General features: G+C 38.5%; 27 protein-coding genes and 1 tRNA gene. 24 read left to right on the plus strand and 4 right to left on the minus strand.

The features are described from left to right. Positions 1 to 955: 955 nt before the first annotated feature. Positions 956 to 1,029 (minus strand) — tRNA-Trp (locus G7062_RS06520). 105 nt (positions 1,030 to 1,134) lie between these two features. On the opposite strand from G7062_RS06520, the gene pyrR reads away from it, so the two are divergent. The 7 genes from pyrR (at position 1,135) to trmD (ending at position 6,448) form a co-directional block, all read left to right on the plus strand. Then, positions 1,135 to 1,641, plus strand: coding sequence for a bifunctional pyr operon transcriptional regulator/uracil phosphoribosyltransferase PyrR (gene pyrR, locus G7062_RS06525; RefSeq protein WP_166065110.1), 507 nt, complete (start codon positions 1,135 to 1,137; stop codon positions 1,639 to 1,641). Between the two features lie 52 nt (positions 1,642 to 1,693). Then, the gene (locus G7062_RS06530; RefSeq protein ID WP_166065111.1) at positions 1,694 to 3,673 is read left to right on the plus strand and encodes a glycosyltransferase; all 1,980 of its coding nucleotides are present in this window, start codon (positions 1,694 to 1,696) and stop codon (positions 3,671 to 3,673) included. Further along, positions 3,663 to 4,601, plus strand: coding sequence for a 3'-5' exoribonuclease YhaM family protein (locus G7062_RS06535; protein WP_166065112.1), 939 nt, complete (start codon positions 3,663 to 3,665; stop codon positions 4,599 to 4,601). The genes G7062_RS06530 and G7062_RS06535 overlap by 11 nt, the downstream gene beginning before the upstream one ends. A 73-nt stretch (positions 4,602 to 4,674) precedes the next feature. After that, on the plus strand, positions 4,675 to 4,947 hold the full coding sequence (gene rpsP, locus G7062_RS06540) for a 30S ribosomal protein S16 (protein WP_166065113.1): 273 nt from the start codon (positions 4,675 to 4,677) through the stop codon (positions 4,945 to 4,947). Positions 4,948 to 4,949: 2 nt separating this feature from the next. Continuing rightward, the gene (locus G7062_RS06545) at positions 4,950 to 5,198 is read left to right on the plus strand and encodes a KH domain-containing protein (RefSeq protein ID WP_166065114.1); all 249 of its coding nucleotides are present in this window, start codon (positions 4,950 to 4,952) and stop codon (positions 5,196 to 5,198) included. A 36-nt stretch (positions 5,199 to 5,234) separates the two neighbouring features. Beyond that, positions 5,235 to 5,732 carry a ribosome maturation factor RimM gene (gene rimM, locus G7062_RS06550; protein ID WP_166065115.1) on the plus strand — a complete coding sequence of 166 codons (498 nt, stop codon included), beginning with the start codon at positions 5,235 to 5,237 and terminating at the stop codon, positions 5,730 to 5,732. After that, positions 5,732 to 6,448, plus strand: a complete 717-nt coding sequence (gene trmD / locus G7062_RS06555) for a tRNA (guanosine(37)-N1)-methyltransferase TrmD (protein ID WP_166065116.1) — start codon at positions 5,732 to 5,734, stop codon at positions 6,446 to 6,448. Before rimM ends, trmD begins: the two co-directional genes overlap by 1 nt. 7 nt (positions 6,449 to 6,455) lie before the next feature. Here trmD and G7062_RS06560 read toward each other — a convergent pair whose 3' ends face one another. Further along, a complete protein-coding gene (locus tag G7062_RS06560; RefSeq protein ID WP_166065117.1) occupies positions 6,456 to 7,790 on the minus strand; it encodes a D-alanyl-D-alanine carboxypeptidase family protein in 1,335 nt (444 codons plus the stop codon). 138 nt (positions 7,791 to 7,928) lie between these two features. On the opposite strand from G7062_RS06560, the gene G7062_RS06565 reads away from it, so the two are divergent. The 9 genes from G7062_RS06565 to G7062_RS06605 all read left to right on the plus strand — a co-directional run bounded on the left by G7062_RS06565 (position 7,929) and on the right by G7062_RS06605 (position 14,655). Beyond that, positions 7,929 to 8,309, plus strand: coding sequence for a hypothetical protein (locus G7062_RS06565; RefSeq protein WP_166065118.1), 381 nt, complete (start codon positions 7,929 to 7,931; stop codon positions 8,307 to 8,309). A 162-nt stretch (positions 8,310 to 8,471) separates the two neighbouring features. Next, positions 8,472 to 9,419 carry a 30S ribosomal protein S2 gene (rpsB, locus tag G7062_RS06570; RefSeq protein WP_166065119.1) on the plus strand — a complete coding sequence of 316 codons (948 nt, stop codon included), beginning with the start codon at positions 8,472 to 8,474 and terminating at the stop codon, positions 9,417 to 9,419. Between the two features lie 3 nt (positions 9,420 to 9,422). Continuing rightward, the gene (gene tsf, locus G7062_RS06575; RefSeq protein WP_166065120.1) at positions 9,423 to 10,310 is read left to right on the plus strand and encodes a translation elongation factor Ts; all 888 of its coding nucleotides are present in this window, start codon (positions 9,423 to 9,425) and stop codon (positions 10,308 to 10,310) included. Between the two features lie 44 nt (positions 10,311 to 10,354). Beyond that, on the plus strand, positions 10,355 to 11,068 hold the full coding sequence (gene pyrH, locus G7062_RS06580) for a UMP kinase (protein ID WP_166065121.1): 714 nt from the start codon (positions 10,355 to 10,357) through the stop codon (positions 11,066 to 11,068). Then, positions 11,069 to 11,614, plus strand: coding sequence for a ribosome recycling factor (gene frr, locus G7062_RS06585; RefSeq protein ID WP_166065122.1), 546 nt, complete (start codon positions 11,069 to 11,071; stop codon positions 11,612 to 11,614). A gap of 1 nt (position 11,615) precedes the next feature. Continuing rightward, positions 11,616 to 12,296 (plus strand): isoprenyl transferase, encoded by a 681-nt coding sequence (locus tag G7062_RS06590; RefSeq protein ID WP_166065123.1) that lies wholly within the window; start codon positions 11,616 to 11,618, stop codon positions 12,294 to 12,296. A gap of 1 nt (position 12,297) precedes the next feature. Then, entirely contained in the window at positions 12,298 to 13,065 is a 768-nt protein-coding gene (locus G7062_RS06595) for a phosphatidate cytidylyltransferase (RefSeq protein WP_166065124.1), read from the plus strand. Between the two features lie 10 nt (positions 13,066 to 13,075). Next, entirely contained in the window at positions 13,076 to 14,137 is a 1,062-nt protein-coding gene (rseP, locus tag G7062_RS06600; RefSeq protein ID WP_166065125.1) for an RIP metalloprotease RseP, read from the plus strand. A gap of 71 nt (positions 14,138 to 14,208) precedes the next feature. Then, positions 14,209 to 14,655, plus strand: coding sequence for a hypothetical protein (locus G7062_RS06605; protein ID WP_166065126.1), 447 nt, complete (start codon positions 14,209 to 14,211; stop codon positions 14,653 to 14,655). 81 nt (positions 14,656 to 14,736) lie between these two features. On the opposite strand, the gene G7062_RS06610 is transcribed toward G7062_RS06605, so the two are convergent. After that, positions 14,737 to 15,399: a hemolysin III family protein gene (locus G7062_RS06610; RefSeq protein WP_166065127.1), complete on the minus strand. Its 663-nt coding sequence runs from the start codon at positions 15,397 to 15,399 to the stop codon at positions 14,737 to 14,739. Between the two features lie 223 nt (positions 15,400 to 15,622). Between G7062_RS06610 and G7062_RS11585 the strand changes: the two genes are divergently transcribed. The 8 genes from G7062_RS11585 (at position 15,623) to alr (ending at position 24,071) form a co-directional block, all read left to right on the plus strand. Further along, positions 15,623 to 17,467: a dockerin type I domain-containing protein gene (locus G7062_RS11585; protein WP_166065128.1), complete on the plus strand. Its 1,845-nt coding sequence runs from the start codon at positions 15,623 to 15,625 to the stop codon at positions 17,465 to 17,467. Between the two features lie 8 nt (positions 17,468 to 17,475). Further along, complete coding sequence (locus tag G7062_RS06620) at positions 17,476 to 18,930, plus strand: hypothetical protein (RefSeq protein ID WP_166065129.1); 1,455 nt, start codon at positions 17,476 to 17,478, stop codon at positions 18,928 to 18,930. A 106-nt stretch (positions 18,931 to 19,036) separates the two neighbouring features. After that, positions 19,037 to 19,501 carry a transporter gene (locus G7062_RS06625; RefSeq protein ID WP_166065130.1) on the plus strand — a complete coding sequence of 155 codons (465 nt, stop codon included), beginning with the start codon at positions 19,037 to 19,039 and terminating at the stop codon, positions 19,499 to 19,501. A 1-nt stretch (position 19,502) separates the two neighbouring features. After that, positions 19,503 to 20,006 carry a DnaD domain-containing protein gene (locus tag G7062_RS06630; protein ID WP_166065131.1) on the plus strand — a complete coding sequence of 168 codons (504 nt, stop codon included), beginning with the start codon at positions 19,503 to 19,505 and terminating at the stop codon, positions 20,004 to 20,006. After that, a complete protein-coding gene (gene nth, locus G7062_RS06635; protein WP_166065132.1) occupies positions 19,999 to 20,628 on the plus strand; it encodes an endonuclease III in 630 nt (209 codons plus the stop codon). The genes G7062_RS06630 and nth overlap by 8 nt, the downstream gene beginning before the upstream one ends. Beyond that, a complete protein-coding gene (gene murF, locus G7062_RS06640) occupies positions 20,625 to 21,941 on the plus strand; it encodes a UDP-N-acetylmuramoyl-tripeptide--D-alanyl-D-alanine ligase (RefSeq protein ID WP_166065134.1) in 1,317 nt (438 codons plus the stop codon). Before nth ends, murF begins: the two co-directional genes overlap by 4 nt. A gap of 1 nt (position 21,942) precedes the next feature. Then, on the plus strand, positions 21,943 to 22,956 hold the full coding sequence (locus G7062_RS06645; RefSeq protein WP_166065135.1) for a D-alanine--D-alanine ligase family protein: 1,014 nt from the start codon (positions 21,943 to 21,945) through the stop codon (positions 22,954 to 22,956). Then, the gene (gene alr, locus G7062_RS06650; RefSeq protein WP_166065136.1) at positions 22,953 to 24,071 is read left to right on the plus strand and encodes an alanine racemase; all 1,119 of its coding nucleotides are present in this window, start codon (positions 22,953 to 22,955) and stop codon (positions 24,069 to 24,071) included. Before G7062_RS06645 ends, alr begins: the two co-directional genes overlap by 4 nt. A 46-nt stretch (positions 24,072 to 24,117) precedes the next feature. Here alr and G7062_RS06655 read toward each other — a convergent pair whose 3' ends face one another. Beyond that, positions 24,118 to 24,540 carry a DUF2871 domain-containing protein gene (locus G7062_RS06655; protein ID WP_166065137.1) on the minus strand — a complete coding sequence of 141 codons (423 nt, stop codon included), beginning with the start codon at positions 24,538 to 24,540 and terminating at the stop codon, positions 24,118 to 24,120. Positions 24,541 to 24,662 lie beyond the last annotated feature (122 nt).

The following is a 24,662-nucleotide window of genomic DNA, read 5'->3' on the forward strand; positions in this document are numbered from 1 at the left end:
TGTTTAACATTACGATAGTTGCGTCCAACCATGTGATGAGGTCGAATGAATCGGTACCGACCTTTTGAATAGTCGTGTTAGACCACGCAAAGGTGACTAAAGCAACTAAAAAAAATAGAGACAAAAGCCTAATTCTTTTCATTTCATAGCTCTCCGTGTACGTAAACCATAGATGATTTTAGATGGAAAGGCAATAAATCTAACACGCACAAATAAACTCAGTTCTTCAAGAAGCATTCCTGAAGTCTAAGACTATATTTATTCTAAGACTATATCTATACAGTTGAAGTTCAGGGATAACGTAGATTGCTTGTATGGTGACCGTGTAGGTAAGTTTGAAGACTTTGCAGATGAGGAATACTTATATCTCGGCGATGAAGCGATTGATTGGGCGGATATTATACACATTAGGATAGTGGAATAAGCGATTTACTGATTGCCCCAAAATTGCCCGTTTATACAAACAAATACATATTCATAAGAAACTAGGGGAACATCATATGTGGTTATGACACACTTATGAGTCACTCAAATAATGTAATGACAATTTCATTGCACTTTACTACAATGCATAAAAACGTTGCCTGTCAGGCGTACCGCATCTATACTATTGAATGATGGGTTAAGCATTGTAGAAAGATATTAAGCGGAGATAGAACTAAATTTATTGTAGAGGAGTTTTGCATGACATTTTGGGTTAAAGCAAAGAAATATTTACTAAATACCGAAAGAAATTGAATAACTCAAAACTTGAGCAATTGTATAAAACGCGTTTACTGAGAAAGTGGTTTTTTGAACAGTTTTTGAATGATTATGGAATAAATCTAGTCGATGTTAGCTCAATGGATAATTAACTTCGATATTTTTCTAGACATCTATATAGTTTATCCTTTGTATGCGTTTAGGTATGCTAAAACAATAAAAAGCCCACTTTAAAGTGGGGTGAAATGTATAATGGCAGGGATAGTAGGATTCGAACCCACATTAACGGTGTTGGAGACCGTTGCTCTACCGTTGAACTATATCCCTGTGTATTCGCAAAGCCATTACTGGGGTCAACTGCTCACAAATAATATCATAGTCTTATATCAATTTCAACATGTATTTGCTATAATGTTTCAAGAGGTACAAACTATGAAAACTATAATGGACGAAAGTGCAATTAATCGCTCATTAATTCGCATGACACATGAAATTATCGAAAGAAATAAAGGTCTTGAAAAGGTTGTTTTATTGGGTATTGAGACTCGTGGTGCAACACTGGCGTTTCGAATGGCTCGTTTAATGCAACAATTTGAGCACATCAATGTTCCTGTGGCATCCCTTGATGTCAGTTATTGGCGCGATGATTTAAAGTCTAAAGACCAGGCTTTTAAATTGCCGATTAGTGTGCAAGACCGAATTGTTGTTATTGTGGACGATGTTTTATTTAAAGGTCGTACAGTACGTGCTGCTATGGATGGGATTGTTTATAATGGACGACCACAACAAATCCAACTTGCTGTCTTAGTAGATCGTGGTCATCGTGAATTACCGATTCGTGCCGATATTGTGGGTAAGAACATCCCGACGTCGATTGATGAATCTGTAAAAGTAAAGTTAAATGAAGTTGATGGGGAAGAGTGCGTAACATTGCTATAAGGAGACTCATTCATGAGTCTCTATTTTTAAAATCATGACAAGGAGAACGAACATGAGAATTGGATTGTTTACAGATACCTATACTCCCGATATTAATGGTGTTGTTACATCAATCGTTACACTACAAGTTGCATTGGAGAGACAGGGACACACAGTTTTTATTATCACCAACCAACCCTCAATATTGAATACGAGTTATGAGAATAATGTTTTAAGGCTGCCAGGTATTGAATTGAAGTTCTTGTATGGTTATGTACTGAGCAGCCCCCTTCATATCCAAGCACTATCTGTGATCAAGGAAATGGGTTTGGATGTGATTCATGTACATTCAGAATTTGGGGTGGGGATGTTTGCGCGTATTGTTGCTAAGAATCTTCATCTTCCTTTGGTCTCGACATACCATACGACTTATGAAGATTACACCCACTATGTAAACCTTTTGGGACTAAAATCGGTCGATCATATTTCGAGAATTGCGGTAGCCAAGATGAGCCGCATGTTTACCAAAACGGCTCAGGTTATTATTGCCCCTTCGGAGAAAACAAAGAAGATGCTCTTGGGTTATGATATCAAAAAAGAGATTGCCGTAATTCCGACTGGATTGGATTTACAGCGATTTGCAAATCGCGATGAAGCTGCGCTTGCAGCCATTAAGGACCGGTTCAATCTTCATGATACTCCGTTATTTGTCTATATTGGTCGTTTAGCAAAAGAGAAGAGTATCGATGTTGTTATTCGTGGTTTTAAAGAGTTGATGAATCGTAATATCAATGCGAAATTATTAATTGTTGGTGGTGGTCCTTCTGCGGACGAATTAAAGGATTTAACAAAGGATTTAAATATTGCTGAACGGGTTGTCTTTGTAGGGCCTGTAGATAGCAGTGAAGTCGTTCGTTATTATCAAGTGGCGGATGCATTTATATCGGCCTCTCTTACAGAAACCCAAGGACTCACCTATATTGAGGCTTTAGCCTGTGGATTGTGCGTCTTTGCACGACCCGATCGTCCTTTGGATGGCATTATTGTTGATGATGAAACGGGCTATCTCTTTGAGACGTCTGAAGTCTTTGCCGACAAAGCATCGGCATTCGTAAATGCCGATGCCGATAAGCGTTCAAAACTTCGTGAAAATGCACTTGCTAAAGCAGCAACGTTCGATAGCTCTGTTTTTGCGGATAGTATGCTTGAAGTATACCGTCGTGCAGTGGATATGTACTTTGGGAAATCTGAAGTGGTTGAAATTCATGAACGTGGTGATGGACAAATTGAATTGATTTTGGATTCAAAAGGCAACCGTGACTCGCTAGTGGTTGATGAGTTTATACTTGAGCGTCGCAAAGTGGAAGTGGGTGAAGAATTGTCACGTGTAGAATTAAATGAGATGGAAGATGACCAACAAGTCTATCAAGGGTACCAATTAGCGCTTCAACGCATTGGTGTCCGTGACTACACAAGTTTTGAAATGGGTCAATTCTTGCATGAGAAACTGGATTTGTCACAAGAGCAAATTGATATTGTGGTAGACTTACTCAAGAAACGTCGTTTCATTGATGATGATCGTTACTTCCGTGATAAACTAGATTATCATCACGATCAAATGCGTGGGAATCATCGTATAATTGAAGACTTGGAGAAACGTGGTTTTAGTAGTGAACGTATCCAAGAAGCATTGGAAGACGATGATTATGAATCGTATATTGAGCGTGGCTTAAAACGTTCTGAGAGTTATTTGCGAACTTTACGTGATGGGTCGCAACGTCAACGTGAAGATAAGTTGAGTCAACATCTTTTACGTCAAGGCTATGAATACAGTGTGATTAAAGACATCATTGCGCGACTGGACAGTTCATATGGTGAAGATGAAGAGTTATCAAGTCTTCGCACGCTCATTGATAAAACATGGGCACGTTATGAAAAACGCAGCGCCGACACACGTGAGATTACCAATCGTGTTGTAAAACATGCACTTTCAAAAGGTTATGACTACGACATGATTGCAAAGGTTTTGGAGGATCGTAACAGTGAAGATTAAAGAATATACAAGTGGTTTAAAAACAAGTAATGCAATGTTGATTGCGCGCTATACTCGTGGAGTAACACAAAATGGTGCTCCATATTTATCCATAACATTTCAAGACAGCTCTGGAGAGATTGAGGGAAAGATTTGGGATGTTAAAGCGGAACAAGAAGCACGCATTCAAGTTGGCTTGATTGCAGAAGTGAAGTTTGATGTAAATCAATACAAACAAGCACTTCAACTCCGCGTCCATGATCTTGAGATTAAAGACCAAAAGAACTATGTTTTAGAAGAATTTGTAAATGCGGGCCAGTTTGATATTAACTTTCTAAGAAGTGAAATCACGGCAATGATTGAAACAATTGCAGACCCAATCATTAAGGATCTTGTTGTTGCAAACATGGATGCTGTAGGCGAGCAGTTCTACCAGTATCCAGCAGCAACACGCAATCATCATGATTTTGTAGGTGGATTGGCAACGCATGTATACGGCATGGCTAAACTTGCAGAATCAGTATGTGAACTTTATCCAATCTATAACCGTGATCTCTTGCTTGCAGGCGTTATCTTGCATGACATGGGGAAAATTGAAGAGTACACAGCGCCTTTATTGAGTGAATATTCGGTTGCGGGACGTTTGCTTGGGCATATATCCATTATGCAAGCAAACTTTACCATGATTGCTACACAACTTGGTTACGCTGATAAAGAACAAACCTTATTGTTGCGTCACATGATTTTGTCGCACCACGGTCAACTTGATTATGGTTCTCCCGTAATGCCAATGGTTAAAGAAGCAGAAATGTTGAATTTCATTGACAATATGGACGCACGCACAAATATGTTTGATAAATTCTATGGTGACTTGGGTGAAGGAGAATTCAGTTCGCGCATGTTTGCACTCGATAATCGTAATTTTTATAAAGCAAAGGGTGTTAAGTAAAAAGACTTGACACCTCTTTTTTATCTGTGTTATAATCACTAAGGAAAATAAAATAATCAGGAGGCTATATTAAATGGCAGTTAAATTACGTTTAAGACGAATGGGTTCAAAACAAAAACCATTCTACAGAATTGTTGCAGCAGACTCACGTGCACCACGTGACGGACGTTTCATTGAAATCGTTGGTTACTATGACCCAACAACTTCACCAGCAGTTGTCAAAGTTGATGAAGCATTAGCATTAAAATGGTTATCAGTAGGAGCTCAACCTTCAGACACAGTTCGTAGCATTCTATCAAAACAAGGTATCATGACGAAACATCATGAAGCTAAATTAGCGAAATAATTATGAGACCGGTTGAAGATATTCTATATGATTTGGTACTTCCACTTGTGGAAGATGAGAAGAGTTTGAGTGTCAAAAGGTTACCGAGCTTAGATGAGAAAGAGATTATTCTTGCAATTTATGCTGAGAGTTCAGATATTGCACGTCTAATTGGTCGTCAAGGTGTGATGGCTCATGCTATTCGTCAAACAATGGCAATTGGTTCACGCGTCCTTGATCAAAGAATTTCAATTAAATTTGAATCATATTAGGGATGTACTCTGTACATCCCTTTTTTGGAGGCTATAATGGAAAAAATAAGTATCGGAATAATTCAAAAACCCCACGGAGTTCGTGGTGAAGTCAAAGTATTCCCTAAAACAGATTTCGTTGAAGAGCGATTTAAAAAAGGTCAAGAAATTGACTTGCTCTTAAATGGTAAAACAACACATTACGTCATTGATACGGTGCGTAAACATCAGGGTTCAGTCCTCGTTAAATTCGTAGGGTTGGATAACCTCAACGATGTCGAGTTTTTTCATAAGGGTGAACTCTTCATTCCGCGTGACGAAATGCATGACCTACCAGATAATGAATATTACTTTGTAGATCTTGTTGGTTGTGATGTCTATGTTGAAGGCGCAACGATAGGAAGTGTGAGTGAGATGATTGAGACACCAGCACATCCCGTTATGCGTGTAAAAGGGACAGAGCGTGATATTTTAATTCCGTTTGTCGAACGCTTTATTCTCGATGTTAATATTGTAGATAAACGTATTGATGTTGATTGGATGGAGGGGCTTTAATGAAAATTAGTGTCTTAACCTTGTTTCCGGAAATCTTCACAGGATTTCAAGAAACGTCAATTATTAAGAAAGCAATATTAAAAGGGTTGGTTGACTACGAAGTCATCGATATGCGCTCTTTTACTGAAGATAAGCACAACCGTGTTGATGATTATCCATATGGTGGTGGTGCAGGACTTGTTTTAATGTGTCAACCAGTGATTGACGCTATTAAGGCAACGCGTACGGAATCATCTGTTGTTGTCATGTTGACACCGCAAGGAAGAACCCTTAAACAATCCATTGCTTATGAATTGAGCACATATGACCACCTTATTTTGTTGTGTGGACACTATGAAGGATTTGATGAACGCATCCGTCACTATGTCGATATGGAAATGTCGATTGGTGATTATGTCTTAACTGGTGGCGAAACAGCTGCAATGGTTATTTCGGATGCAGTTATTCGTCTTGTAGACGGTGTGATTACAAAAGAGTCTCATGAAGACGACTCATTTAGTAATGGACTGCTTGAGTACCCACATTATACACGCCCGCGTGATTATGAAGGTCTTGTTGTTCCAGATGTTCTCATCAGTGGTCACCATGAAAATGTACGGACATTTCGACTTAAGGAGTCACTTCGTAAGACAAAACGCGTTCGTCCTGATTTATTGGAATCGCGTGAGATGACTGATTTAGAAATCAAATTATTGCATGAAATAGAAAACGAGTAGCTTGAGGCTACTCGTTTTGCTGTTGGGCACGTCGTTTCATGATTTCAGCGCGTCGGCGTTCGCGGCGCTTGCGATAACGGGCACGGTTGATTTCACGGATCATAAAGATAAGCGCAATTAGAATGAGTATTGCAATACCAACGATTTTCAAGATGGCGATGCAATAATCAAGGAGTACTTTTGAAAGGCGAACAGGGATTGTATCTGTTGCCAGTAATGTTTGCTCATGAACTATTTTATTACTGTAAGAAATTGTGAGGGTACCCATGACTGTACCTGCCTCAACCGGTGCTACAAATTCAGTGCTTGCTGGTGTTACTGTAACAATCACATCATCAAGCGATAAATCTTTAGGAAGGTATGTTGTGACATCGTTTTCAAAAATAACAGGGAAATCTTCTTTGGAATACGTGACAGGAATTTCTTTGATGATTGTTTTCGCATTAATAACTGTTGTCTTGTTGAAATCATCAAAGACACGATTGTAGACGTTGACTGCGTCAAGAACTGCTGTGCTCTCAGTTTCTTCATTTGGAGCATTTGTACTTATAAAAATCAAGTTTGTTCCGTCTTTACTTGCGACGCTGGATAAAGCACGTTCGGCATTTTCGGTATACCCAGATTTCGCTCCCTTAAGCGTCTTTGATCCGAGGTTTCGTGCTTTGTAAAGTGAAAGGTTTGTAAAGGAGATACCGTCGGGGTGGTTGATTAATGGCTTTGTTGTATGTGTTTCAGTGGTGTATATTTTCTTGAAAGTCTCGTTTCTCAATGCGTACTGTACTAATAATGCTAATTCATAGGGCGTTGAATAGTGATTTTCATCGTCAAGACCACTTGTGTTCTCGAAGTTCGAGTTTGTCATGCCGATTCGCATCGCTAATTCATTCATATACTTCGACAATCCTTCAGGATCGCCCGTTAAGCGCATGGACAAAGTTCGTGTAGCGTCAGCACCGGATGGAAGCATAATACCATAAAGAACATCTTCGAGAACTACGGTATCACCACGGTCAAAATCAGCAATCGAAGCAATTGATGAAAGACCATCAAAGACCTCATCTGGGATTAAGTAGGTTTCCTGTAAAGAAATGTTTTGCGATTCCATCATTTCCAATGCAGTGATAACTGTTAGCACCTTTGTTATTGAAGCAGGACTGACGCGCTCATACCCATTGTTTTGGGCAAGAATCGTTCCATCATCCTGATCCATTAACAGATAGTTTGAACTGTATAACATGAGGGTGTCAAGAGGGATAATATCTTCTTTAATCTCGGCATGAACCGGGGCGGAAACTCCAGTTAATAATCCAAGAACAAGAAAGAAAGTTAAGATTCGTTTCATACATAACTCCTTTTTACTAGGATTAATATACCACAATTCTGTGTCTATTTCTTAACAACAATATGGAATGTAGGTGAACAAGCAAAGTACGTGTATCATTTAAGATATATGTTAAGATAAAGAGACGTGGAGGTAGTTATGAAAATATTAGTGGTTGGAGATGGAATGAATATTGCTGAAGAAGCAAAGAAAAAAGAAAATGTAACAGAATATTTGACATTACGTCGTGGTCATGAGGATGTCAGTGACATTATGGAAATATTCGAAGTGGTTGAGCCAAGTCAGGTAGCTGTAATCCGTGATGAAATTAAATCAATTGATCCTGATAAAATTGTTGTTGTCGGGCGATTGGATGGTTATGTATGGTTAGGGACTGTAATTTGTCGATTCTTTGGCCAGTTTAACTCATGGAATGAGCAAAGAGAAAATCCTTATGGAAAAACAACGTTAAACATTAATGGAAAACCTGTCGAACTCATTGCTATTGAATCCCTTGACGACTGGGCATATACAGCATAGATTCGACCAATTTATGGTTGAAACGTACAAAGTATTATGGTAGAATAATTAATGGTGCAAGAGGCACCCATATTCGCACACCATGGATTTGCAAACTCCGTGCTCGCAAGAGTTGTTTGCTTTAGAAATGGTGGAGGAGTAACGGAAAGGTAGGAATTACATATGTCAGTTGTGACAATGAGAAAGTTATTAGAAAGTGGGGTTCATTACGGACATCAAACACGTCGTTGGAACCCAAAAATGAAGCCGTATATTTATGCAGCTAAAAACCGTATTTACATCATTGACTTGAACAAAACTCAAGAAAAATTAGATGTAGCTTATGCAGCATTAAGAGAAATCGCTGAAAAGAACGGTAAATTATTGATTGTTGGTACTAAAAAACAAGCACAAACAATCGTTGTAGAAGAAGCATTACGTAGTGGTTCATTCTTTATCAACCAACGTTGGTTAGGTGGAACATTAACAAACTTCCGTACAATTCAAAAGAGTATCCGTCGTTTAGTTGAAATCGAAGAGATGGAAGCAAGCGGATCAATCCAAGTCTATACAAAGAAAGAAATTTCATTATTACTTAAAGAAAAAGACCGTTTAGAAAACTTCTTAGGCGGAATTAAAGAAATGAAGAAATTACCAGATGCAGTATTTGTTGTTGACCCAATTGAAGATGCTAATGCAGTTGCAGAAGCACGTAAATTAGGAATCCCAGTATTCGGTATCGTTGATACAAACTGTGATCCTGAAGCAGTAGATTATGCAATCCCAGGTAATGATGATGCAATCCGCGCAATCCGTACAATCGTTGGTGCTATGGCTGATGCTATGGTTGAACCAAAAGGTGGCGTATTACAAGTTGCATACCAAGACCAAGATCAAGATGATATTACAATGGAAGATGTTATCGTTAACGTAGAACAACAAGCTGCTGAAAACGATCGTCGCCGTCGTGCTCGTTTTGACGAACGTCGTAAACGTGATGACCGTCGTCGTCAAACACGTTTTACACCACGTACAGACAACCGTACAGATAACCGTGATGCTAAAACTGAAGAACCAAAAACTGAAGTAAAAGCTGAAACAAAAACAGATGAAGTAAAAAGTGAGGCGTAAATTATGATTACAGCAAGTTTAGTAAAAGAACTTCGTGAACGTACTGGAGCCGGAATGATGGACTGCAAGAAAGCTCTTGAAGCAACAGATGGAAACATCGAAGCAGCTATCGACTGGTTACGCGAAAAAGGTATGGCAAGTGCAGCTAAGAAATCTGGCCGTATCGCAGCTGAAGGTACAAGTACAGTATTAACAGAAGGTAACACTGCTGTTATTCTTGAAGTTAACTCAGAAACAGATTTTGTTGCTAAAAACGAACAATTCGTTGAATTGGTTAAAGATTTAGCAGCTACATTCTTAGCAAACAAACCAACAGACTTAGATGCAGCATTAGCATTAGACCTTAAAGGCCAAAGTGTGAGTGATGCAGTTATCTCAGCAACAGCAACAATCGGAGAAAAAATTACACTTCGCCGTTTGGAAGTTGTTGAAAAATCAGATGATGAAGTATTTGGAGATTACATTCACATGGGTGGAAAAATCTCAGCTTTAACTGTTCTTAAAGGCGATAACGCAGAATTAGCGCGTGATATGGCAATGCAAGTTGCTTCAATGAGCCCACAATATGTATCACAAAAGGAAATTCCAAGTGATATTATTGAAAAAGAAACAGCAATCCAAGTTGAAATCGTTAAAAACGATGCTGACTTAGCTAATAAGCCAGAACAAGTTGTTAACGGAATCATCAAAGGACGTGTAAGCAAACAAATGCAAGAAATTTCTTTAGTAGACCAAATCTTCTTTAAAGATGGAAAAGCCAAAGTTGCTCAAGTCTTAAAAGATGCAGGAACTGAAGTTGTTCGTTTCGTTCGCTACGCTGTTGGTGAAGGAATTGAAAAACGTGAAGAAGACTTTGCAGCTGAAGTTGCAAAAGCATCACAAGTAAAATAAAAATAAGGACACTTTACGTGTCCTTTTTGAAAGGACATTGAGACATGTATAAACGCGTATTATTAAAATTGAGCGGTGAAGCGCTCTCTGCTGATGGTGAAATCTTTAATGCAGCCGTATTGGATGATATCTCAGCACAAATTAAGACGGTAGTTGACGATGGAGTCGAAGTTGCCATTGTAGTAGGTGGCGGAAACTTTATCCGTGGTCGTATGGCCGATGACTTAGGAATTGATCGTATGCAAGTTGACTACATGGGGATGTTAGGGACCGTAATTAATGCATTAGCTGTTCAAGGTGCATTGGAACGTCATGGTGTTCATACACGCGTTCAAACTGCGATTGATATGACAAAGGTTGCGGAACCGTATATTCCACGCCGCGCGATTCGTCACTTAGAAAAAGGACGTGTTGTTGTCTTTGGTGCCGGCACAGGATCTGCATTTTTCTCAACGGATACCACTGCAGCATTGCGCGCTTCTGAAATCAAGGCAGATGTCATTTTAATGGCAAAAAATGGAGTCGATGGTATCTATGATTCAGATCCACGTACCAATCCAAATGCTAAGCGACTCGAATCATTGACATATATGGAAGTACTCCAAAAAGAACTTGCTGTCATGGATGCAACTGCAACCTCAATGTGTATGGATAATGATATTGATCTTTTAGTATTTAATATGAATGAAAAAAATAATATAATTAAAGCAGTAAGAGGCGAAGCAGTGGCAACACGCGTCTCTAAGGGAGGAAATTAAATGAGTAATATCGTAACAGACGGTCGCATGTTAATGGACGACGTCATTGAAACATTTGAATCACGCTTGGGTACGCTTCGTACTGGCCGTGCTAACGTATCAGTGCTCCATGGCATTAGTGTTGAATACTATGGTTCACCAACACCGATTGAACAAATTTCACAATTATCAGTTGTTGAAGGACGTCAACTTGTAATCAAACCATTTGACCCTTCAAGTCTTAAAGATATTGAACGTGCGTTGAATGAGTCAACACTGGACTTACCAACTCAAAATGATGGAACACTTATTCGCATTAATGTTCCTCAATTAACAGAAGACACACGTCGCGAAGTTTCAAAATCAGTGGGTACTTTCTCAGAAGAGGCAAAGATTGCAATTCGTAATGTACGTCGTGACCTTAATGACGAAGTAAAGAAAGATACAGACCTACCTGAAGACCAAGAACGTGGAATTCTTGAAGATGTTCAAAAATTGACAGACGAGTTCATTAAGAAAATTGATGATATCGCGAAGGCTAAAGTCGCTGACATAATGTCAATCTAATATGAGTGACCTAAAACATATTGCCATAATTATGGATGGCAATGGTCGTTGGGCAAAGAAACGTGATAAAGATCGTAAAGTTGGACATTACTTCGGAAGTGAAAATGTCCGCGAAATTGCTTTGGCGGCTTTGGATATGGATGTGGAAGTAATTACACTTTATGCATTTTCAACTGAAAATTGGAAGCGTCCTCAAAAGGAAATTGATTACTTGATGAAGTTGCCTGCAATTTTCTTTGAACGTTTCTTAAAAGAACTCAATGAAAAAGGAATACGCGTGTGTACGATTGGGGATTTATCGAAAATTCCCGATCGTACACGCAAAGTAATGCATAATGCAGTGGAAAAGACGAAGCACAACACGAAGTTGACGCTAAACTTTGCATTGAATTATGGATCGCGTGATGAAATAGTCCGTGCAACCCAGAGAATGATTGATGATGGTGTTACTGAAGTCACTGAATCCTTATTAACATCGTATCTTGATACAGCTGGTCTTCCAGATGTTGATCTCCTCATTCGAACCGGAGGAGACCAAAGGTTGTCCAATTACTTATTGTGGCAATTAGCCTATTCCGAATTAGTCTTTGTAGATATGGAATGGCCATTATTTGGTCCTGAAGCGTTCATTAAATGCATTGATGACTATCAGTCTCGTCAACGGAGATTTGGAGGTCTTTAGTATGAAAGAGCGTTCGATTACAGCATTTACTCTAATTGCCGTTTTTAGTTTGGCACTTGTGATGGGTAATCAAGCTCTTTTTGTATTACTTTTAGGGGTAGTATTAATTGGAGCTTATGAAATCTATGCATTGCGAAAACAGGAATTACGTCCAATTATCTTAGCTTTAATCATTGTTTTAACTATCGTAGGTGGCATCTTAGATAATGCCTATGTATCAGGATTTGCAATGTTTAGCATCATGTTGATGTTTTCATTAACTGTTGTTTTTGAATGGTTTAAATTTGAACATGTGTCTTATATTTTTATTCTTATGATGATGTTGGTACTTGCCATTCAATCAATAAGAGTTGTATTAGATATTGACCGTGTGGTGTTTTTCTATATTCTTCTTGGAACATACATGACAGATACTGCTGCATATTTCGGAGGCCGATTCTTTGGTAAACATAAACTCATTGAGCGTATATCTCCTAAAAAGACGGTTGAGGGTGCAGTTATTGGCTATGTTGTATCTGCAATAGTTACCTTTGTATTCGGAGTTACATTTGCGCAAAGTTACATCAACATGCCGGTTATAATTGCAAGCTCACTTCTAATTCCTGTTGTAGGGCAATTTGGAGATTTAGCATTTAGTCTTATAAAAAGACACTTTAATGTCAAAGATTTTGGTTCGATTTTCCCAGGTCACGGTGGTGTCCTAGACCGCGTAGATAGTGTCATTTTTACACTTTTCACGTTTAATCTCATCATCATGTTCTTGGGGTAGGAGGTAGTCTATGAATTTTCTATTAAGTATTGTATATTTTGCCGTGGTACTTAGTATCTTGGTATTTATTCACGAGTTAGGCCACCTTATTGCTGCAAAGCGATTTGGTGTTTTCTGTAAGGAATTCGCAATTGGAATGGGACCAACACTGTTCAAAATAAAGAAACCTCATTGGGAAACCACATACAGCATTCGTGCACTCCCTTTGGGTGGTTTTGTATCGATGGCAGGTGAACCTGGTGAAGAAGATATGGACGTCCCAATTGAACGTACCATGCTAGGTATTGCGCGATGGAAACGTCTTATTATCATGCTTGCAGGTATCTTTATGAATCTTGTACTTGCAGTTGTAATTTATACAGCAATATTCACTGCAAATGGTATTGTAGATGCTCCACAACCGATTGTTGCTGCAGTTGTTGAAAACTCTCCAGCCTCTGAGGCGGGATTGCAAGAAGGCGATATGATGGTTCAAATGGAATTTGCAGACGGGTCAGTTGTAATTCCAACAACATTCTCCGAATTGCAGATGGGTGTTGCAGTCTACAAGGATCAGCCTATCAAAATTACAATCGACCGTTCCGGTGTCGAACATGAATTGGTACTGACACCGAAGTTTAATGAAACAGATAAAGTCTATCAAATCGGTGTTCAATCACCGCCAGCGACACAACGAGATGTTGGTTTCTTTCAATCAATTCCATTGGCATTCGCAGAGATTGGGAATGTGATTGCGCAAATGTGGTTCCTGTTGTCTCGTGTTGTGCGTGGAATCGGTGCAGATAGTCTGGGTGGTCCTATTGCAATTTTTGGGATGACCGCTGAAATTCAGACTTATGGCTTTATTTACTTCTTGAACTTGGTTGCATTGCTATCAGTTAATCTTGCAGTTGTTAACTTATTGCCAATACCAGTTATGGATGGAGGACGTGTCGTTCTGACGGTTATAGAAATGATCATCGGACGTCCAATTCCAGAGAAAATTGAAAACTTTGTTATGATGACAGGACTCGTATTAATTCTTGCATTCTTTGCTTTCATCATGTTCAATGACATTTCAAGATTGTTCTAAATTTAATATTAATAGAGAATAAGGGGCGAAAGCCTCTTTTCTTATGGTATAATATATTGAAGAGGTGACTTATGGCATATTCAGTAGATAAAATTGAACCCGCAAAAATGTGGCTTGCAATTACAGAATTTACAATTCCAGATTTTTCTAAAGATCTTGATTCGCGTGCGATGCAATCTATTCGTTCCGAACTCAAACGGTTGGGTGTCAAACTTAGAACACCTGAATATAACTTTATTATCGGTTATGATACAAACGATCGTGTCGAACTTGTCGATATAAAACTTTTTGTTGCTGTTGATGCTCCTGGCGAAGGAACAACAAGTATAAAGTTTATTGAGCAGCCAGAAGAAGAAATTATTCGCATTGTCGCGGATTCGTTTGAAGATGTTCATACCGGATTGGCGGAGTGGATGCATGATAATGATTATATTGCTGCTGGTGATGTTCGCCGTGTTCTTGTCGATGATGAGACTAAGCACGTGTTCGATAGCCCAGTGAAACGAGCAGAAGATTAATTAAATTTTAAAACGAGAATAATCTCGTTTTTTTTTTTGAAAAAAACTGCTCCTTGTTGGAACAGTCTGAGTAATCATTCATTAAACCATGAAGTAAACTATAGCAATAAAATGTGATAATGACGCTGCATTGATGAATAAATGCCAGATAAAGTGATAATACTTTTTATCTTTTTGAAGGTAGAAGTATGTTCCAATTGAGTAGAAAACACCGCCAAGAATAATGAGACCGATGAAGATTGCGCTCGTATTCTTGATGAGTTGTGGCATCAACATTACGGCTGCCCATCCCATTACCAAGTAGATTGCAACGGATAATTTTGGCATCGACCGTTTCGCGACTGTTTTCTGAAGAATTCCAACAATAACCATAAACCATTGAATAAATACAACTGCGTATCCAATCCAACCATCCAATACAGTTAGTGCGATTGGCGTATATGTTCCTGCTATCGCAACGAATATGAAACTGTGATCAAGAATACGGAATATATACTTTGCCTTGGAATCATTTTCCATAGCATGGTAGAGGGTAGAGCCCATAAACATTAGAAATAATGAAATAATAAATACTGCATCACCAAATACTAGGAGCCACCCACCTTGAGCATATGCTCTAACGGATACATAGGGATACATTACGAGTAAAAATACGACCATAATTCCATGCGATACAGAATTTGCAACTTCCTCACCAAAAGAAAGCCGTTTGTAATCTTTCATGGATACATCTTTTTTTGTCATGCTAAAATCTCCTTAATCTAGACTATTTTAACACAATCTTCGAGCCGATACTAATGAAACGTTAGTGTAATGAATCCATCAATCTAAGGTACTAAAGCGTATATATGTGAAAATAATGAAAGTATCTTAATTAATGATGCATTTTTGTACTATGAAATTTGTTTGTAACAGGAGTATGTGTTAAAATTTAGTTAAGATTAGTATTACTTTTGGGAGGTTTTTAATGAATAAGAAGAGTTCACCGCATATTAAAACAACAATGTATAATATACCAAAATATGTCTTGACAGTCATACTTGCAGTAGCAATTTTCTTTTCGAGTCCATTAGCAATATTCTCTAACGAGGATGTCTATATTGAAGAAATTACAGATAATGGAGAAAAAAATAGTAAAGAAGAGATAGTTCAGTCTCAAGAAGCATTGGAGGCATCCTTTTTAGAACCGGTATACAAAGACGATATTGAATTGGAAAATGCAACTGACGATATATATGCATTTGGCGGAGATAACCCAGATGCATTGCGAGCTGTTGCTGAGGCGAGAGCAGTATCATCGGGATTTATTCAATTTAACTTAAGCGACAAAGAATTAGTGTATATCTATGAAACTTCAACATCCTCGGTCAGGTATCGATATGTATCGGGAAGTGTTTTTTTCTCAGGTGTTATTCCTTTTTATGACCGTGCAAATGGCAGATACAAAATAACAATCTCTGGAATGGAAGGGTGGGTAAATACGGAAGACTTTCTTGAATATACCCCTGCTCAGACTAAGGGGCCGAGTCACTACGAAGTGAAAAATGGAAACCTTTATCACTATATCAGCTACGGTGCTGTTGGAGGCAAGGGTTATGGAGAAATTCTTAACGGACCAGCACCAAGCTATTTAAAGGCAGGATCACTCTATTATTCCTCGGATGGGCATTACTTTTACAGTAATGTTAACACAATGATTTCTGACTATGCGTCAGGTTCGAGAACTAACTCAGTAAATCAGAGTTATCCATTTTATAATTATTATCAATACTTGTCATATCGAACCAAATCAAATATTACTGCAGCGCAATTGGATTCTTATATTAAAAATCAGAAAGGATTTACCCAAGTTGTTCCGAAGGGGCAAGATGCTGCGAAGAACCAATCAATGTTCGTTGGCGCTCCTGCATCATTTTTTGCATATGGGACAAAATTCGGCCATAATCCCTTGATTTCTTTTGGGATTGCAATTAATGAAAGTGGTTGGGGGAGAAGTTGGCTTGCGATAAATAAAAATAATATGTTTGGCCATAGCGCGTACGATTCTAAGCCGAATGAAGCTGATGATTACCCTACAGTAGATTTCGGAATTAAAGTTCACAGTACTTACTTTCTAAATTGGTTCTATTTAGATTTTGATTCTCCTGTATCACGCGGAGGATACCTTGGTGACAAGTCCTCAGGAATTAACGTTTCATACGCATCTGATCCGCATTGGGGTGAAAAAGCAGCGGCCCATTATTATGCACTAGATAAGCACTTTGGCAGTATTGATTACAACAAACAAACGATTGGAATTACACTCAATGCATCGCAAGTGAATCTTAGAAAGGAACCGAGCACTGCATCAGCGAAGGTTTATAATACGGAAATTTTAGGGCAGTCTGTTCTAATTTTAGGAAGCACAACTGGAGAATCAATCAATGGCAACAATATCTGGTATAAAATTGCTTCCGATCCACTTTTAGATAGTAATCGTAACTTATTGCCGTGGATAACTGGTGGTGCAAATCGAGAAGCGAATTACAACTATGATAATAGTTATGTCTACATTCATTCATCAAATGTAAGAATTGTAGCAGGTAAGGATGCTCCAAAGCCACCAGTAACTGCTCTACCGCGCGGAGATATTAATGGTGATGGTAAAGTCACAGTTGTTGATCTTGCCATGATGAAAAGTCACATGATGGGCGTCAGAACATTGGCAGGTGATCAATTTAAGCGAGCCGATATTAATGGTGATGGTAAAATAACTGTGGTTGACTTAGCAATGCTAAAAAGCCATATGATGGGTATAAAACCACTTAACTAGGAGACATAATGAAGAGAATAACTAACATAACAATAACATTTTTATTAATGCTAACGATGGTACTACCCATTTATGCTGCATCTGGCTACGTTTCAATTTCTGCGCCAGGTACTGTATCGCCTGGAGAATCATTTACAGTAACAATTAGCTACAGTGCATCTGAGGTCTCAGTTTATGATTTTTCAATTGGAGGAAGCGGAGCAATTTCTGGTGGTACACACCATACTGCTGATGTCGCTGGATCAACGAGTTTAACGATGACTGCGGGTTCTGAAGGAACTGGTTATATTTCGGTTAGTGGTGAAGGCGCTACTTTATCCGATTATTCACCATTTGGACTCAGTGCTTCAGCAACAGTTAATGTTGTTGCACCTAACACAGGTGGTAACTCTGGTGGAGAAAATCCTGGCGGTGGAAATACAGGTGGCACTGGCACTCCATCAGGAGCACAAGAAACAGCTGCTGAACGTGAGGAACGCGAGACAGCTGAACGTGAAGCAGCTGAAAAAGAAGAAAAAGAAACTGCTCAAAAAACGCCGTTAATTAAGGAAATTGATATTGTTTCTACAGCTGACAAACGACTTGGCGATGTATTAACGAAGATAGTTCCTGAGTTTGATACTTTTGAGTACGCATATAAACTTCCAAAACAAGTTGATAAGTTTTTACTTGAGATTCGAGGAGTCGAGGAAGATGTAGTTCTTACATACGACAAAAACTACGAATATAAAGATGGTGATAAGGTGCTCAAAGAGATTATAGTTCGTGCTGTCAAAGGTGAGATTACGCAAGAATTTAAGTTGAATGTTACCAAAGATGAAACGCCGGATATTATTCGTGATGTTGAGGGTGTTAAAAAGAAAGTCTATGATGACGATGGGCTGGATGCTTATATGAAGACGTTAGGTTTTGCTCGCAAAGACTATAAAGAAGGAGAAATTCCATCATTCTTTTATGAAAAGGGTGCAGTGAAAATGCAACTTCTTGTTGATGATCAAAAGAATGCATCATGGCATACACTCACCAAAGAAAATGCATTAAGCAAGGAAGTCATTTTAATTAGTGATGAGAAGTTAACGCCGTTTGTAATTACTGGGGCACCAGAGGAAAGTGCTGTGCTTACATTACAAGATGAGAAATACACATCTAAGGAAATTGTAATTGATCCAAAACTTCAAGCTGTAGATTCAACCATGAAATTTAAGAATAATTATGATGGTTGGGCATTTGATGATGGTGAAGTTGTTTATGGAATGACTGTTGATGGTGTAGAGGGTCCTTATTACAAGGATGCTAAGAACGTAGTGAAGACAGCAGTTGTCGGATTTGATAAAGTTAACCAATCATATAAACTGTGGGCATATGTTGCAACTGGGTTGCTCGTTGTCGTAAGTGGTTCTTTTGGAAGTTATATCTTCATCGATCAAAAACGCAAGAAAGCGACATTGTTACCTAAAGAATAATTCTAAAAAGAGACGCTCCTGAAAAGAGCGTCTTTTCGTATGAAAATCCATCCTTTTTGAGTTAATGATGTCGTAAATATGGTAAAATATTACAAGAGGTACGTACATGAAAAAACATATCAAGTCATTTTCAATTTCTGTCATACTTATCGCCGTAATTTGTACGGTCCTTTGGATAGGGTATGTTGGTTTTATTGGTGGTCCTGCTCGTGCCTACGAACGTGAAGACCAACTTTATGTAGAGACGATGATGGAACAAAAAGGATACTCACATGGTCGGATTTTAGGTCGCTTTGCATATGAACAAGTTTATTACATTACGGAAATAACTGAAGAAGATAGAACTTTCATTTTTTGGTTCAACAAAGATATGGATACAACTGGTGAGCATGAGAATGTAGGTTTTGACCCTGTTCTTGAAATAGCTTCGAATTTTGGAATTAAGGATCATGAAATTTCATTTGGTGTGTTCAACGAGAGACTTGTATACGTACTAAAAAATAGACAATATGAAAAATTTATAGATGTTGAGACACTGAAACTAGTCTATGATAGGGGGAGTGGAATTTAATATGTGGTGGAACAAATCGTATATCAATCGACGCGATTGGATACTTGAAAATTTGGGTGCATTGAAACTAAGTGCGAATCAAACACTTATCTTGTTAATGATTGACTTCATGAATGAACAAGGTCAACCGATAACTTTAGAAGACTTAGCGGGACGCTGTGCCATGGATGTATCAGAGATTGATACAACAATACATGACCTTATTCGCGGCAACATGCTGAGCATTAAAGTCCAACCGGAATCTGTTAAGTTTGTAATGGATGGATTGTTTCAAGATGGTATATCATATGAATATGTTAATGAAAGTATCTTCGCGGTGTTTGAAGGTGAGTTTGGGAGATTACTCTCACAAAATGAGCTTATGATGTTGAATGGTTGGCTATCAAAATATCAAGAAGAGGAGATTTTGGATGCTTTACGTAGTGCAATGGTCTATAAAAAAGTCTCGATGAATTATATTAATTCGATTTTAGCAAATAAAATGAAGGAGCAACAAGGTGTCTAAATTCTCAATTGATGAGATTTTGAACATTCTTGATCATGAGTTTCCTGAGACGCACGGTGAATTGAATTATTCGAATCCGTTTGAATTGTTGATTGCTGTTACCTTATCTGCACAAACTACAGATGCAGCGGTTAATAAAGTAACGCCAAAATTATTTGCATCTTATCCAACGCCAGAGTTGCTGTCACATGCTGATCCTGAAGATGTTGAGAAGATATTAAGTAAGATCGGACTTTATAGAAATAAAACAAAGTTCATCATTGCCTGTTCCCAACAACTTGTGAATAATTTCAATGGCGTTGTTCCAAGAACTCGCGATGAGCTTGTGACGCTTTCGGGAGTAGGTAGAAAAACTGCGAATGTTGTCTTATCCGAGGGTTTTGGGATTCCAGCAATTGCGGTTGACACGCACATTGAAAGAGTTGCAAAGCGGCTTGGACTGGCAAAAAAAGATGATAATGTGCTGCAGGTAGAACAAAAATTGATGAAAAAAATACCCAAAGAAAAGTGGGCACGTGCGCATTTGCTACTCTTGCTTTTTGGACGCTACTACAGTACTGCGCGTTCAACAGAGAACATTGACGCTATCCTTGTGGGATTGAAGGAGAAACATAATTTATGATTGATTTAAGTATTGCTAAAATAGCGGAATGGACGCAGGGTTCGTATACTGCGGATGGATTTATACAGGGTGTAAAAGTTGATACACGTTTTATTTCAACCGGGGATCTTTATGTTTGCCTGCATGGTGAGCGTGTCGATGGTCATGATTTTGCGCAACAGGCAATAGATAATGGAGCAGTTGCACTGCTCGTTGATCGCAAGCTCAATCTCGATATCCCACAAATACTCGTTTCCGATAGTCTTGAAGGGCTTCGTATGTTTGCACGTGCTTATCGAGAAACACTTCCAGCATTTTTTATCGGGATTACTGGCAGCAATGGAAAGACATCGACAAAAGATATTCTTTATAGTGTTCTTTCTCGTGTTGGTGAGACTATTGCTACATATAAGAATCAAAACACCGAAATTGGAACATATTTGAATCTTTTCCGAATGGATACCAACACAAAATATGGAGTGTTTGAAATGGGGCTTGATTATGATGGGGATGTTGATCTCATGGCTGAGGTTGTGCATCCGGATGCCGCATTGGTCATGAGCTTAGCGCCGGCACATATGGCGAACTTTCGTGATATCCATCATATTGCTGAACAGAAACTTAGAATATTTGCACATGGCATCAATAATGACTATGCCTTTTATCAAGGAGATTTTGATGAATATCGAAAACTTGATGAAGGGTGGCATACATTTGGTTATGACAAGGATAATGAATTTGTTGTGAGTGAAGTAGCATCTAATAACAACGGAATTCAGTTTAAGGTCAATGACATGAACTATTCTTGTAACTTGTTAGGAGGGCATCAAGCGAGTAATTGTGCTGGAATTATTGCATTACTCACGAAGATGGGAATCGCGCAGAATGTAATTCGAGAGGGATTGAATCACGTAGCTCTAACATCACTTCGTACTGAATTGGTGAATAAAGAGGCATCGCTTGTTCTTATGGATGCCTATAAATCAAATCCTATCAGTGCCAAATATGCGTTAGATTTACTGACAACATATGACTATGATGGAAAACGAATTGCAGTACTCAGTGACATGGTTGAATTGGGTGATGATAGTGTTGCATTACATGCCGATATGTTAAATCATCTAAAGACACTAAATCTATCACATGTCTACCTTCTCGGACCTGAGTTTCGAAAGGCCAGTGATATGGTGACATTAGATTTGGAACGATTTACGTTTTTTTCAACGTTCGAAGCTTTGCATGATGCAGTCGTTCCATTGTATAAAGAACATCAAATGATTTTAATCAAAGGGTCGCGATTCTACTCACTAGAACGCTTAATGAAAGAGGTATAGTATGAAAAAACAAGTCGCATTAATCTTTGGATCAGTTAATAGTGAACACGATATATCGGTTGCATCCGCTGCATCAGTGATGGCAAATTTCCCAAATGATGTCTTTGACCTTGTACCGATTTATATTGGGAAGAATGGAAAATGGTATACAGGTGACTACTCACTTGCTGCAATGGAAGCGAACGAACTTGCGGGTCATCGTGAACTTAATTTGCGCTTCGATTATGAGAACCCTGGTTTTGTTCAAGTAATTGACGGTAAGATAATCAATATTGATGCTGCATTCTTAATGCTTCACGGTCGCATGGGCGAGGGCGGACAAATTCAAGGTCTGCTTCGAATTGCCAATATTCCGTTCACAGGTTGTGATCTATTATCATCTGCTTTATGCATGGATAAAGGCTACACACACTTGGTTTGCGAAGCGAGTGGGATTCAAATGGCTAAGCATCAATTGATTACGGATGCTTACGATATTGATTTTGCTTCGATTGAATATCCATGCATTGTAAAGCCGAGTCGTGAAGGTTCTTCGTTTGGTGTGACGTTTGTTGAAGATAAGGATTCGCTAGAAAAAGCGGTTGCGTTTGCATTCGAATTTGACAGTCGTGTTCTCATTGAAGAATATATTAAAGGTACAGAAGTGGGAATGGGAATTCTAAAGACGAAACAAGACTATATCGTTAGTGAAGTGGATCAAGTTAATGTGTCCGGCGATGTTTTTGATTTCCAAGAAAAGTATCACCCTCATGCTACAGAGACGTTACCTGTATCAGAATTTCCTAAAGAAGTACGCCAACAAGTTCAAAGTATCGGGGAGAAAGTTTTTAAACTCTTAGATTGCGAAACATTTGCGCGTATTGATTTCTTCGTAACAGATGAACATCAGATTTATCTCAATGAAGTTAACACAATTCCTGGCTTTACGAAAACATCCCGTTATCCAAGCATGATTGCCCGACAAGGGGTTGACTATACAACGTTGATTACAAAAATGGTGGAAGATGTCCTATGATTGAAAGTGTTAATATCATTGTTGATGAGAGTGCAGTATTTCATAATACCGCATTGTTACGTAAAACATTGAATCCATCGACACAAATAATTTCCGTTATCAAAGCAAATGGCTATGGTTTGGGAATTGTTGAAATTGGTCATACATGCATGAAGATGGGCATAGATGTTCTTGCAGTATTAGATGTTGAACAAGCTCAAGAGTTACGTGAGGGTGGTGTAACTTCACCCATACTACTTATGGGGGCAACACTTGAAGCTAACTTTCAGTATTTGATTGAGTATGATCTCATACAAGTCATTATTGATAATGAATATGCCCACAAAATGAGCGCATACGGCGTTAAACACGGAACTAAGATAAAAACACATGTAAAGGTTAATACAGGTCTTAATCGCTTGGGGATCGACGTTTACGAGGAAATTAGGGAGTGCTATAGGCTTCCAGGTATTGATGTTTTAGGAATATACAGTCATTTTACTGAAGCACAGAGCTACACATCCGATGGATTGGATTTCTCACAAATGCAAATCCATAAGTTTAAGACAGTTTTAGATAAACTTAAAAATGAGGGAATCAATCCGGGTTTAACACATATGCAAAACAGTCCATCCATCCTTAATTTTGGTGATTTAGGATTTGATGCGGTTCGTTGTGGTATGGTGATGTTTGGGTTATTTCATCCCTCGCAACTTCAATATTCAAAGGAACAAGGCTATTTACCAACAATGCAACTTCAAAGTCGTGTAGCGATGGTTCGCAATATTAAAGCAGGAGAGTATGTTAGCTATGGTCGTGCATATTACGCTGACCATGATATTCGTCTTGCCACAATCTCCGCTGGATACTGTGATGGCATTATGAAGGCATTATCTCTGAATGGTGGCGGTGTCTACATTAATGATACATGGTGTCCGATTCTTGGTGATATTGCCATGTCTCAATTTATGGTTGATGTATCTCATATTGATTGTAAAGCTGAAGATGTTGTTACGATATTTGGAAACACACACCAATCAATTTATGACTATATCGGAATAACGGGACAATCGATTAATGAGATGATTAGTCATTTAAGATACACTATTCCGCGCATTTATATTAATACCAAATAAAAAAACAATCCCAAGATCGCAATCATCACGATTTTGGGATTGTTTTTTATTTTTCTTCGAGTGCAATTTGTGCCTTAAGGGATATGAAGAGATATACAAGGCCAATTGCTAGAGCGATATGGCCGAGTCCTGACATTCCTGAAATAGCCGCATTAAGTCCTTTGGATAAATCGGTCCCAATAACTTGAACGATACCACGAATGAGCATCATTAGCACAGTTAGGTGAAGGCCACCATTATAAAACATCATGAAGCGTTTGAATCCTTTATGTTCATTAATCTTAAAGAGTTTGATCAAGATTAAGATAATGAGCATCATAAACATTCCCAGCATCAACAGATGCGTGTGTATGACACTGAGTTGGGTTGTGCCTGTGAACCCATTGAATTTTGTGAACTCGCGATAAAACACACCGCCGACAAGTCCCATAATCATATAAATAAACGATAAATTTGCAATTTTTTTCATAGTTCCTCCATCTATAGTGTAATTATATAATGAACATCGTTCATTATCAAGTCAATGGCAGTATTATAATCACTCAAATAAAAAAGCCATGTTCTAGGAAATTAGAACATGACTTAGGATTC

This window comes from Erysipelothrix sp. HDW6C, assembly GCF_011299615.1.
Classification (GTDB): Bacteria; Bacillota_I; Bacilli_A; order Erysipelotrichales; family Erysipelotrichaceae; genus Erysipelothrix.